Below are 12458 nucleotides of genomic sequence, written 5' to 3'. Positions count from 1 at the left end.
ATAAAACACAACACATGATGCTTTTAGAGCCCTACCTGAATTTTAATGGCAACACAGAACAGGCCTTTCTTTTTTACCGGTCGGTCTTCGGAGGAAACTTTACTGTTTTGATGCGTTTTGCCGATATGCCGGGCAGTGAAAAAATGCCGGAGGCGGATCGCCAGCGGATCATGCACATAAGCCTGCCTATTGGCGACCATGTTACGCTGAAGGGAACAGATGTCATTGACTCTTTAAATCAACAGCTGCAGCCGGGCGACAACTTTCACCTGGCCATTACGGTAGACAATGAAGCAGATATCCATCGATTGTTCAATGGTATTTCGGCGGGAGGCACGGTCATTATGCCACTCGGCAAGGAAAGCTGGGGGGAACTCTTTGGGATGTGTAAAGACAAGTTTGGCATTCAATGGATGTTCAATTATATAAAACCCGTTAAATAATCCAACCATGAAATACCGGATCGAGTTGAAATGGGGCCTCATCTTTTCGGCTGTCAGCCTGGTATGGGCCCTTATTGGCAAAGCTTTCGCTTTGGACAGCGACCGTATTGAATATAACCAGGTGTTCAATACCTCGATATTAATACCGGCTGTGGTAGTGTATTGGCTGGCAGCCATTGATAAGCGTAACAACTTTTATGGCGGCCACATCAGTTTTAAAAAGAGCTTTATCAGCGGTATGATGCTGACCTTGTTCATTACACTTTTAGGGATCGTTACTACCCTCATTGCCACAAAGCTTATATCGCCGCAATTATTTGATAACCTGATCGCTTATACAACAGCCAACAATTTAATGACCAGGCCGGAGGCCATTAATCAATTTAACCTGACTACCTATGTCGTTACCGGCATCCTGGCAGGTCCTGTAACGGGTCTTGTTTTTTCAACGCTGGTGAGCCTGATCATACCTAAGAAAAGCAAGAAGACTGCCAGTGGTGCCAGCCAGGCAACTTACAATACACAGGGCAAAATGGTGGTTTGATACGGTGGCGCTGTATTTGCAAAGTGACATACCCTATTTCACCCATAAAAAGTATAGTTATGACACCAGATCTCATTTCCACAGCCAATACATTGATCAATGCAACACCTGCCCAGGTATGGCAGGCCCTGGTGGATCCCGCGGCTATCAAACAATTTATGTTTGGCGCTACGGTAAGATCGGAATGGAAGAAAGGCAGCCGTATCACCTGGAAGGGCGAATGGAAGGGAACACAGTATGAGGATAAAGGTGAGATACTGGATATCCAGCCGCCGCATCGGTTACAATACAGTCATTATAGTCCTTTGACGGGCCAGGAAGACAAGCCTGAAAACTACCATACCGTTACTATTGATCTATTGGCCAAAGGAGATCGAACCAGTGTATCACTGAGCCAGGACAATAACCGATCCGAAGAAAGCCGACAGGAATCCGACAAGAACTGGGCAGCCATGCTGCAGTCGCTCAAAAAGGTGGTAGAAGACAATATTCCCCCAACAATATAAAAGTCATGAGAACACTTGCTTTATGCGTGTTGACACTATATGTGTTAACCGGATCAGCCTGTTCTGTCATGAAGCACCGGTCTATCAACCCCACCGGTGCTTCCTTTTCACAGGCCTACGAGATCAAAGGCTTTAAAAGACTGGTATTTGTGAGTGGCCAGGTGCCGGAAGATGAAAAGGAAAAGGTGCCCCCGGATTTCAGATCGCAGGCTGAACTGGTCTGGAAAAATATTGAGCTACAATTGAAAGCAGCCAATATGACCTTACAGGACATTGTGCGTTTTACGATCTATTTATCGGACCGAAAATACCGCGGGGAGAGTTATGAGGTAAGACATAAGGTACTGGGTGCGCACGAACCTTCGATGACAATTATTATCACGGGCATTTATGATAGTCAGTGGCTGCTGGAGATCGACGCCATTGCCGCCAAATGATCAGGGGCAAGAATGTACCTGCATTCGCATTCCAAGGTTTAACACTTAAAAACTATAGCCATGCAAACTGTTGTAATGACCATGAACGTAACTGGGATCACTCACCGGGAATTTCGCAGCATTATTGATGAAATGGGTGTAGAGCTCAGGCCGGAGCCGGGCATTTACCAGCATATCTCCCACCCTACGGAAACGGGCTACCGCATTATTGAAGTGTGGGATTCGCAGGAGGGATTTGAACGGTTCCTGGAAAACCGGATGAAACCAGCGATCATCAAGCTACAGATCAACCGGGAGACGACCATCGTATTCCAACCGCTGCATAATTTCTTTGGTCCGCGCATCCAGGAGTTACCAGCGTTAATTCCCCAGCTACCCGCAGGGCCGAATACTTAAGCCGGTTTGTACCTATTGAAAAGCCCCCATCCGAAAGGAGGGGCTTTCCTTATTATATTGTACAATAATAAATGGAGGAGCATTTTACGGCAGCCTACAAAAAAAAGTCCCGCCGAAGCGGGACAAACCCTGGATAGGGTCATTTACATAGGATAAGGTGCAATCCCCTCTACAAGGTTTGCGTTCCAAACACTAACAAACTACTAAGACAACTATTCTACTTTCCTCCACAGGTTATTGGGTTTAGGAGTGGGTTTAATGGTTAATGGTCCTTCTCAATTTTTTTTTTATAATACTGGTCGATCAGGTTACTGACCAACAGGCCGACGATGATGCCGGCAAATAAGTACATGATAAACAGCATAGGGTTTTGGTCGGGGTTATGTATATTTGTTTGGAATAATTCCTACACAATAATAGGAACTTTTTGGAACTATTGAACACTTTTGGGAACTTTGTTTTCAACATTTTTTCAGCTAATTGAACACCATGGCTTTTGGCAAGGAAATAAAAAGATTGCGGGACAGTATTCACCTTTCGGCACAAAAGCTGGCCGACCTCATTGGTATCGACGCCGAGCGGCTGAGGAAATGGGAGCAGAAAGATCTTAATCCCCGGGAAGAAGACCTGGCGCGCATTGAAAGCTATTTTGGGCTTCCCTTAGAGGGGATCATGAACCTGGAAAACCTGCGGGATGCCCAATTGGTACCGCGTCTTAATACGGATGCCATTGCCAAGGCGGTGGACAGGATCATAGAAGCCAGGGAGTCCAAAGGGCTTACACAGGCTGCTGTGGCGGATAAACTGGCAGCTGCGCTGGGGCAAACCTATTCGCTCCGCCAGTACCAGAAGATGGAAGCAGGAGAATTTCCCAAGTTCAAAAAAGAAGTGGTCAGGCAGGTGGAGGTAATCCTGGATGTTCCTATATATGAACTTATTTATGAACAAACCGGAAACGCACCTGTGCGACAGGATGGACCGCCGGAAGGACCCCCGATGAGCCATATGGCCATGCGGCGGAAAAGGAAGATGGAAGAGGATGCAGATAATGACGGGATCATTTATGTGCCGATCGCTGCACAGGCCGGTTATGCCCGGTCTTATTCAAGCGGACTCTACCTGCACCAGCTGCAAAAGTTTGTGCTGCCGGGCTTTCCCTACCGGGGTGAAAAATACCGGGTATTTGAAGTAAAGGGGGATAGTATGGAACCTACTTTTAAAGAGGGTTATCACCTGATCTGCGAACGCATACAACAGGAAGCCTGGCAACAGATAGCGGAATTCTATGCCTATATCATCGTACTGGAATCGGATATTATCTTAAAACGCCTCGCCTTCAAGGATCAGGAGAATTATGTAGCGATCAGCGACAATGAATTCTACAAGCAATTCCTGCTGCCCATGAAGGACATTAAAGAGCTGTGGCTTGTGAAAAGAAAAATGGACTGGGAAATGGCACCCGGCAAAAAATACAAGATCGAGATCTAGGGGCTATTCCATCGGCGTGCAGATCTCTACCAGGAATCCATCAAGGTCGCGCACATAAGCTACTGTTTGTCCATGTGGTTTATATTCCGCCGGTTTTTCGGCGATAGCCCCGGCTTTGATGGCCTGCTCATACAACGCTTCCACATTGTCTGTTGAAAAAGCTATTTCCATGGCAAAGGGTTTGTTATCGTTGCTGCTTTTCATGAACCCATCTTTCAGGTTGGACTTTGCCAGGTCGTGGGCAGCAAAGGACAAAGTGGTATCGCCTGTTATCAATTCACCATAAGAATTATCCGGCGTAATGAATTTCCTGGTAAAGCCAAATACGGTTTCGTAAAACTCCAGCGATCTTTGTACATCCTGTACATACAGGATGGTGTAGGCAAATTTTATCATACTGCTTTATTGTTTATAGGTGACACCGATGGTTTCCGGCTCCCGCAAAGTTAGGGCTGGCCGTTTATCCTGTCTTTGGAAAAAAACGACATTCCTTCTTTTGTCTGTTTTGTACGAACTTTAATCTCTACAATTTACCATATTGGAAGGGAAAGAAATACTAAGACAGCATATTGCGAAGACGGCTTCTTTAACGGATGAGCAATTCGATTTTCTCTTTTCGCACTTCAAACCGCGCTCCTTTCAAAAAGGACAGGTGGTGATCGGCGAGGGCGACAAGGTGGATCATGAGTATTTTGTGGTATCCGGCTGCTTAAAAGCTTTCTTTATCAGCGACCAGATCAAGATGTACATCCTGCAATTTGCCATGCCTACGTGGTGGACGTCGGATTATGGCGCTTTGTACAATCATACGCGGGCCAGCATCAGCATCGACTGCATTACAGATGCGCAGGTACTTTGCTTGTCCAATGATGACCGGGAAAAGATATGCCGGGAGCTGCACCAGGCAGAGTATTTTTTCCGCTGGCGTACGAACAGGGGTTACCTGGCTTCTCAAAAAAGACTGCTTTCCTTCATGAATAATGATGCCAGGGCCCGCTATGAAGAGCTCATGGCGCTGTATCCCCAGCTTTATAACCTGGTGCCCAAACACCTGATCGCGGCCTACCTGGGCGTGTCGAGGGAAACTTTAAGCAGGTTGTACAATGCGCACAAGTAGCCTTTCTGCGAATGTGATGTAGGTCACGTAATCAGCTCCCGGTTCCTTACGTCCTTTGTGTAGTCAAAAATCACTAAAGATTGACAACACAAATATGAGCACACAACAATTTCACGTAGCCAGCGCCCAAAGCCAGCTTAGCTGGACGGGTAAAAAAGTAACCGGCGCGCACAATGGAACAATTGGTATTAAAGAAGGCATATTGGAACTGAACAATGGCCAACTCTCCGGCGGACAGTTTACGATCGATACCACTTCCATCAAGATCCTGGACATTACCGATCCCGCCACCAATGCACAATTTGCCGGTCACCTGTTCTCTGCCGACTTTTTTAGCACGGACAAATTCCCGGAAGCCAGTTTTACCATTACGCAGGTTGATGCCAAAGAAGTAGGTAAACCCGTTATCACGGGCGATCTGACGATCAAGGGTATTACCCACCCGGTAAGCTTTGCTGCTACAGTAGCAATTCATGGTAATACATTAACTGCCACGGGCAAAACACGCATTGACCGTACGCTGTACGACATGAAGTTCCGCTCGGGCAATTTCTTCACCAATCTTGGTGATACACTCATCTACAATGAGTTTGAACTGGATATACAACTTACTGCTGTAGCAGCCTTATAAAACTGGCAATCATGAAAGCAAAAACAATCATTGTAACCGGTGCATCGACCGGTATAGGAAAGGCGATCGCCCAATTATTTTTACAAAAGGGCTATAACGTAGTCATTAATGCTGCCAATGCCGCTAACCTCGAAGCAACGTACAAAGAATTAGGCAACCCGGACAGGCTGGCGATGGTAGCGGGCGACATCAGCCAGGCAAGTACCGGCCAGTTGTTGGTTGATACGGCTGTTGAGCGCTTTGGCGCGGTGGATGTGCTGGTCAATAATGCCGGCATCTTTGAAGCCCGGCCTTTCCTGGAAGTAGATGAAGCGCACCTCGACCGGTTCTTAAGTGTAAATTTGAAAGGCACTTTCTTTACCAGCCAGGCTGCCATCCGGCAAATGCTGCAACAGGAGGAAGGTGCGATCATTAATATCGGTACAGTACTGGTAGATCATGCGATCGGCGGTTTTCCGGCTACGGCGCCTGTTGCCAGCAAAGGAGGCATTCACGCATTGACCAGGCAGCTGGCCACTGAATTTGGCAGGAATAATATCCGTGTAAATGGTATTGCGCCGGGGATCATCAGGAGCCCGCTGCAAACAAAAAATGGCATCAGTGATGCGGATAGCCTGGCCGGCCTGCATGTGCTGGACCGCATTGGCGAAACAAAAGATGTAGCGGCTATGGCGCTATACCTGGCAGGCAGCAATTTTGTAACGGGTGAGATCATCAACCTGGATGGCGGTCATGTATCCGGTCACCATTTTAATTAACCGGATTGACTTCGACAGGCAACTTAGACCAGGGTGAGCCGCCCTTAGAGGGCGACCCACCCCAGGGACGCCTTCGACAGGCTCCTTTAGACCAGGGTGAGCCGCCCTTAGAGAGCGACCCACCCTTGAGACGCCTTCGACAGGCTCCTTTAGATCAGGGTGAGCCGCCCCTGAAGGGCGACCCACCCTTCGACAAGCTCCTTTAGACAATGAATAAATAAGTAATCGTATGTGGCATCAAACCAGGATCACAGAACTATTGGGCATTCAATACCCCATCGTATTGGGCCCCATGGGTGGTAATTTTTCAACGCCGGCACTCACGGCTGCTGTATCCAATGCGGGCGGCCTCGGCAGCTTTGGCGCTTACACCTTAAGCCCGGAAGAGATCATTGCAACGAGCAAACTCATCAAGGCAGCCACTGATAAGCCTTACAATATCAATTTGTGGGTGAATGATGTGGATGAGCGGTTAAGTAATTACGCTGCTGAAAGCCTGGAAAAAGTAAAAGCATTGTTCCAACCTTATTATGATGAACTGGGCATTCCCCTGCCAACACTGGACACCGCTATTCCTTCCAAATTCCTGCAGCAGGTGGAAGCGGTGCTGGCCGTGCGCCCGGCTGTATTCAGCTTTGTATTTGGTATACCATCGCGCGCTATATTGGAGGAATGCCGGAGGCTGGGCATTGTGACCGTTGGGGCCGCTACTACGCTTGATGAAGCATTGGCATTGGAAGCAGCGCAGGTAGATGCCATCGTTGCATCCGGGTTTGAGGCAGGCGGACACCGGCCTTCCTTTCTGCGCCCTGCACCCGATTCTTTGACCGGCACTTTTGCGCTCGTGCAGCAATTGAAGGCCAAACTACATACACCCATCATTGCAGCTGGTGGTATTGCAGATGGCAAGGGTATTGCCGCGGCCTTAACATTAGGTGCAGACGCTGCGCAGATCGGCACAGCTTTTTTAGCAACGGAGGAATCGGGCGCCACCCCACTGCACAGATCGAAGCTCTTTTCGGAGGAAACGAAATACACGGTGCTCACCAAATCATTGACAGGCCGGATGGGTAGGATGATCCGCAACCGGCTATCGGAAGACATCGATTACGCCACGGAAGTGCTGCCTTTCCCGCTGCAAAGCAAGTTAACAGGTCCTTTACGGGCAGCTGCTATGGAACAGGGTAAAACGGATATGATCAGCTTCTGGTCGGGGCAAAATGCTGTACATCTGAAACATACGAAAGCAGCTGAACTGATGGCATCACTGATAGCGGAGGCCGGAAGGTAACAAGGCGCTATATTTGCAGGAAACTTAGCAAAGTAATACACTATGTCAACACTCCATCTCGATATACCTCATCAACTTACCCAGGAAGAAGCATTGCTGCGCATCAAAAATCTGTTGGGCAACTTAAAGGAAGAACAAAAGCAGATCATTTCTGATGCGCAGGAACAGTGGGATGGCAATACGGGTAATTTCAGTTTTACCGCCAAAGGCTTCGACCTGGCAGGTACTATCCAGGTAAACGCCTCCAATGTGGAGATCAATGCGGACCTCCCCTTTGCTTTGTCATTCTTTAAAGGAATGATCGGCTCGGTGATCACTGAAAAAGCGAAAGCGCTGTTGAGCTAAACAGCTATTTTACTTTCTACTTAGCCTGCCACCCCAAACTCAAACACGGTAGCAGCATTGTATTCTTCTCCCGGGTGCAGGATGGTATTGGGGAAATGTGCATGGTTTACACTATCGGGATAAGCATGTGTTTCCAGGGCTACCCCACCATGCTGCTGGTAGAATTGCCCCTGCCCGCCTTTCATCGATCCATCCCAATAATTGGCGGTATATACCTGGATAGCCGGCCTATCGGTATATACTGTCAACACGCGTCCTGAGGCTACTTCATGCAGTACCGCCGCTTTGATAAGACCTTTCGTTTCCGGTTGGTTTAAGATCAGGTTATGGTCGTACCCCATATCCTTGGGGAAGTTAGCAATGCCATGGCCAATTTGCCTGGACGTTCTAAAATCCAGCGCGGTGTCCGCTACTGTTGCAATATTGCCATCAGAAGTATTATTGGCTGATTTTTTTGTATACTGTTCCGCGTTTACCTGCAGGTAGTGCTCCAGCACGGTAGGAACTTCAAAGCCGGTGAGGTTAAAATAACTGTGGTTGGTAAGATTGATGGGGGTGCTTTTATCGGTAACAGCTTTATAAAAAATACCCAACCTGTTATTTTTGTCCAGCACATATTTTACAGACACTGACAAATTACCGGGATAACCTTCTTCGCCATCGGCGCTGTAGTAAGAAAATACAACGCCGCATTCCTGTCCGTTCTCAATGACCTCCTCCAGTTTCCATATCTTATGGCTAAACCCCTTCCAGCCTCCATGCAGGTGGTTGGGCCTGTCATTGACACTAACCTGGTAGCGCTCGCTGCCCAACATAAAAGTTCCATTGGCAATACGGTTGGCATAGCGGCCTACCACGCAACCGAAATAATGTTTGTTGACCTTGTACAGTTCCAGGTTGTCAAATCCTGCTACTATATTCTTTTTTATATTATCCCTTCCGGAGGTATAGATGGCGGTGATGGTGCATCCTATATTGGTTAGCCCAACGATCGTATCCCCATTGGTCAACAGGATATGCTGGATCGTTTCATTTGCCTCATCTCTATACGACGATATGGTTGCCTTTAGCAATAGTGATCTTGCCAGGTGCATGGTTTCCTGTATTAACCCGTTACTGCTGCATGACGAGCAAAGAACGGGATCATTTTCAAATGGGTTATTGCCCCCTGGTGGTTGAGCTCTGTGGCCAGCACTTCCTTTAATAATGCCACGGCTTTCGTTTCGTTACCCAAACCAAGGTGGCCCAGGGCAATGAGGTACGTACAGTGTACTTTATTGCGCTGATCAATGTCGATATCAAATACCAGCATATCCGGCAGGGAAACAGCAAAGTAATCTATGCGGATATGATCATCACGATGTTGTTCGCCAAAATCAATAAACTTTTTAAAGATCGTATCGGCCTTCGCGTCCTCTCCCAATTTGCGCCATGCCAATGCCTGGTATACTATCTTATCGGGCTGCGGATCATTGTAATAAATGGCCTGTACCGGTTCGCTGATGCCCACGGTAGCCATCCTGAAATACTCCGCCGCCGTTGCTTCCTCCTGCAATCCTTCATAGGCACAACCCAACAGGTAATGCATATCATTCTCCTGAGCGCCATACAACTTGCCTTCGCCCAGGTTTTCGGGATATTGCTCCAACACTTTTAATAACCTGATGACCTCCCCGTAATTGCTGTGTAATAAGGCGAGCTTCGCCAATTCGAGGTAGCACAATAAGAACTGCCCTACCACTTTTCCTTCTCCGCCTTCCCAGGGATGGAACCGCCGCGAAGCCAGTAAAGCTTTTGCCTGTTCAAATTCTCCCCTGTTGTTGTGCAAGGTTATTTTCTCCAGGTACAGGTCATCACGCTGGGCCACCAGGAGGGGATACTGATTGAGCAATGCCAGCCGCTCTTCAAACGACTTACGCATTATCTTGTATAACTGGTCCAGCTCCATCAGTACGCGGGCATCATTGGTATCGAGGGCAAAGGCTTTTTCCAACAGGGCCAGGGCCTTGGGTTTATCCTGCAGCTTGTTGAAGTAGGCCAGCGACAGGTTGCGGTATACGGTAGGGAATGCCTCATTAGCCCTGGCAGATTGTTCCCAACATTGAACGGCTTCCGCATACTGCCGCTTGTCGTACCATAAATTGCCCAGTGCATAGGCGGCTACAGCATCTGCCGGGTTGATTGCCAGGGCAGCCTGTAAGATCAGTACTTCCTCTATCTTATTGGGGAAACAGCCATCCGGTTGTAGCCGGCTTGCGGTGGCAAAATGTCCGGCAGCTATAGCTGTCAGCTTATCCTGCATTGCATACCAACCTTTGTAGTAATATACGAGGGGCGAAACAGCTCCCTTGTCATTGATGAACAAGGACAGCAGGTCGGTAGCCTCGGCATAGAAGCCTGCATGGGCATAGTCCAGCGATAATTCAAAGTAGTTGTTCCTGTCATTACGCATCAGTCGTTGCACCTGGTGCAAGGCCCTGGTGGCCTCCGACAGGTTGCCCAGCTGTTTGTAGATCAGGGAGCGTTCAAAATAACAACCGGTATTAAACGGGTCAATGGCGATCGACTCCGTGATCAGCTGTAAAGCCTCTTCGGGCCTGTTGAGCTTCCGCAGCAATGCTGCTTTCACGTGCCTGGCGGTATGGCTGTGGTAATTCCTGATCAAGGCTTTATTGATGTGGGCCAATGCCCATTCAAAACGCTGTTGTTTGGAGGCGATCCTCGCCAGCATTAAAAAGCCACTGTGCTGCCAGGCATCATTCCAGGTAGCTTTGTAAAAAGCTTCATACGCATCGTTCAAGCGGTCCTGCATCAACAATGACCAACCCAGGTTGTAATAGGGCTCTCCATCATAAGGATTGGGATTCCTGGTCGTTAAGGTAGAGATCGCCTTTCTGAAATAAGGCTCCGCCTTAGCGAACTGCCCACGACGCAGCAGCAGCAAGCCCATGGCATTGTTGCAACGCACATCACCGGGGCTTCTTCTCAGGGCCTCTTCATAATAGTGTACGGGGTTATAGGTAGCATGACGGTATTGCTCCAGGTGCAGGCCATTCAGGAACAGCTCTTCTACCTGTTCAATTTCCGAAGGCAGTTTGGCGGCCCTGGCGGCAGCAGGTATTTCCTTTTCTGTGGGCATGGCAGGCTGCCAGCTTACCAATTCATGGCCATTGCTGTCTGCCACAGCAAGTTTCCAGGCTGTAATATTTACCGCCGAACCGGTTGTGTATCGCTCTACAAATACCTGTTCCGGTGAAATATCAGCTACGTACGATCTCACTTCTTTGTCGTCCTGCCACAACGTGACCTTTGCATTCTTATACAAGGAGGTGGCATACACTTTTATCTGTAAGGAGCTACCATCTGCTTCGAGATTGAGCATGGCTTCTTTGGTGGCATTCTTAACGGCTCCTATCAGGGCATAAGGCATAAAGTATTGCTCGAAGCTTTTTACTTCATTGGGCTGCAGCCAGCTAAAGTCGGGTTGGTTATCGGTAAACACGCCCGTCATCAATTCAATATACGGACCATCCTCGTCGGTCAGGCTCCTGTCCCAGGCAAATCCAAAATCGCCATTGCCCCAGGTCCATTGCTTTTTGCCCGGCGACACATGGTGATCAGCCACATGCAGCATACCAGCCTGGGTATCGTGCTCATAGCAACCCATAAAATCATACCCGGAACGAATGGCCATATAGGAAGTGGGAACGGGGATGGTGTTGTACCTCGAAATGTCTGTACCCGGCGCATAGTTTACCTTATAATAGGTGCCTGTAGCAATCGGAAAGTCGGATACATCTCTTTTGCCATGGTCAAATACGGCATATACATCGGGTGGGAAAACAGATTGATAATGTTCATTCACTTTCACGGCCGGATTGGCCCACCACAAAAATGTTTGTGTAAAAGGGGAACGGTTAAACAGTCTTCCTTTTATTTCGAGGTATGCTTTGCCGGGGTGCATGGTAAAGCCGGCCATGCCCTTGGTGCGGAACATGAGCTCTGTCTCATTCACCCATACTGTTTTGCTGCCATCTGCCTGTTCTTCGATCGTATAGTCTACCGGGCTGAAGGTGCTGGGCCGGTGATGCTGCGGCCAGTTAAATTCAATGCCTCCTGATATCCATGGTCCCGCAAGCCCTACCAATGCGGGTTTGATCACCTGGTTGTAATATACAAAATCACGCTTGCGCACTTTGTCGTAGGCCCGTTGTATGCGTCCCCCGATCTCAGGCAATACCATAATGAGCAGGTATTCATTTTCCAGGTATACGGCGGTATATTCCTGGTCATGTTTTTCATCGGCAATCTTTTCGATCACCGGGTGTGGATACACCACACCACTGCTGCCCTGGTACACCCGTTTTTCCAGGAACATCGGATTCTTTTCGGGTTCGCCAATTCTGTAGGTAGGAATGGTTACTTTTTCAACCCAGGCTTTTACACTCATAGCATATTCCTCCAATTTGTTGTTTAGTATGTTAACCTTAAGACGGTTTTGA

At 48.3% G+C, this 12458-nt stretch carries 14 protein-coding genes; 11 read left to right on the top strand and 3 right to left on the bottom strand.

Features of this window, described 5'->3' with window-relative positions; genetic code table 11:
* Nucleotides 1-14 precede the first annotated feature (14 nt).
* From D3H65_RS30275 to D3H65_RS30250, 6 genes are all read left to right on the top strand, one after another.
* Nucleotides 15-443 (top strand): VOC family protein, encoded by a 429-nt coding sequence (locus tag D3H65_RS30275; RefSeq protein ID WP_119053892.1) that lies wholly within the window; start codon nt 15-17, stop codon nt 441-443.
* A 7-nt stretch (nt 444-450) separates the two neighbouring features.
* On the top strand, nt 451-987 hold the full coding sequence (locus D3H65_RS30270) for a DUF4199 domain-containing protein (protein WP_119053891.1): 537 nt from the start codon (nt 451-453) through the stop codon (nt 985-987).
* A 59-nt stretch (nt 988-1046) separates the two neighbouring features.
* Complete coding sequence (locus D3H65_RS30265) at nt 1047-1493, top strand: SRPBCC domain-containing protein (RefSeq protein WP_119053890.1); 447 nt, start codon at nt 1047-1049, stop codon at nt 1491-1493.
* A 5-nt stretch (nt 1494-1498) separates the two neighbouring features.
* Entirely contained in the window at nt 1499-1930 is a 432-nt protein-coding gene (locus D3H65_RS30260; RefSeq protein WP_211345574.1) for a RidA family protein, read from the top strand.
* Between the two features lie 60 nt (nt 1931-1990).
* Nucleotides 1991-2326, top strand: a complete 336-nt coding sequence (locus D3H65_RS30255) for an antibiotic biosynthesis monooxygenase family protein (protein ID WP_162915881.1) — start codon at nt 1991-1993, stop codon at nt 2324-2326.
* A gap of 489 nt (nt 2327-2815) precedes the next feature.
* Nucleotides 2816-3814: an XRE family transcriptional regulator gene (locus D3H65_RS30250; protein ID WP_119053887.1), complete on the top strand. Its 999-nt coding sequence runs from the start codon at nt 2816-2818 to the stop codon at nt 3812-3814.
* Between the two features lie 3 nt (nt 3815-3817).
* On the opposite strand, the gene D3H65_RS30245 is transcribed toward D3H65_RS30250, so the two are convergent.
* On the bottom strand, nt 3818-4210 hold the full coding sequence (locus D3H65_RS30245) for a VOC family protein (RefSeq protein ID WP_119053886.1): 393 nt from the start codon (nt 4208-4210) through the stop codon (nt 3818-3820).
* A gap of 142 nt (nt 4211-4352) precedes the next feature.
* On the opposite strand from D3H65_RS30245, the gene D3H65_RS30240 reads away from it, so the two are divergent.
* The 5 genes from D3H65_RS30240 to D3H65_RS30220 all read left to right on the top strand — a co-directional run bounded on the left by D3H65_RS30240 (nt 4353) and on the right by D3H65_RS30220 (nt 7956).
* The gene (locus D3H65_RS30240; RefSeq protein ID WP_119053885.1) at nt 4353-4931 is read left to right on the top strand and encodes a Crp/Fnr family transcriptional regulator; all 579 of its coding nucleotides are present in this window, start codon (nt 4353-4355) and stop codon (nt 4929-4931) included.
* A 94-nt stretch (nt 4932-5025) separates the two neighbouring features.
* Nucleotides 5026-5562 carry a YceI family protein gene (locus tag D3H65_RS30235; RefSeq protein WP_119053884.1) on the top strand — a complete coding sequence of 179 codons (537 nt, stop codon included), beginning with the start codon at nt 5026-5028 and terminating at the stop codon, nt 5560-5562.
* Between the two features lie 11 nt (nt 5563-5573).
* Nucleotides 5574-6320 carry an SDR family NAD(P)-dependent oxidoreductase gene (locus tag D3H65_RS30230; protein ID WP_119053883.1) on the top strand — a complete coding sequence of 249 codons (747 nt, stop codon included), beginning with the start codon at nt 5574-5576 and terminating at the stop codon, nt 6318-6320.
* Nucleotides 6321-6549: 229 nt separating this feature from the next.
* The gene (locus tag D3H65_RS30225; RefSeq protein WP_119053882.1) at nt 6550-7611 is read left to right on the top strand and encodes an NAD(P)H-dependent flavin oxidoreductase; all 1062 of its coding nucleotides are present in this window, start codon (nt 6550-6552) and stop codon (nt 7609-7611) included.
* 42 nt (nt 7612-7653) lie between these two features.
* Entirely contained in the window at nt 7654-7956 is a 303-nt protein-coding gene (locus D3H65_RS30220; protein ID WP_119053881.1) for a polyhydroxyalkanoic acid system family protein, read from the top strand.
* A 20-nt stretch (nt 7957-7976) separates the two neighbouring features.
* Here D3H65_RS30220 and D3H65_RS30215 read toward each other — a convergent pair whose 3' ends face one another.
* Together D3H65_RS30215 and D3H65_RS30210 are read right to left on the bottom strand one after the other, a co-directional pair.
* Nucleotides 7977-9050 carry an aldose epimerase family protein gene (locus tag D3H65_RS30215; protein WP_119053880.1) on the bottom strand — a complete coding sequence of 358 codons (1074 nt, stop codon included), beginning with the start codon at nt 9048-9050 and terminating at the stop codon, nt 7977-7979.
* A gap of 11 nt (nt 9051-9061) precedes the next feature.
* On the bottom strand, nt 9062-12406 hold the full coding sequence (locus D3H65_RS30210; RefSeq protein ID WP_119053879.1) for a DUF5107 domain-containing protein: 3345 nt from the start codon (nt 12404-12406) through the stop codon (nt 9062-9064).
* Nucleotides 12407-12458: the final 52 nt, after the last annotated feature.

It is taken from the genome of Paraflavitalea soli (genome assembly GCF_003555545.1).
GTDB classification, from domain to species: Bacteria; Bacteroidota; Bacteroidia; order Chitinophagales; family Chitinophagaceae; genus Paraflavitalea; species Paraflavitalea soli.
Note: the sequence above shows the minus strand (reverse complement) of the source record. Positions and strands in the feature narration are given on the sequence as shown.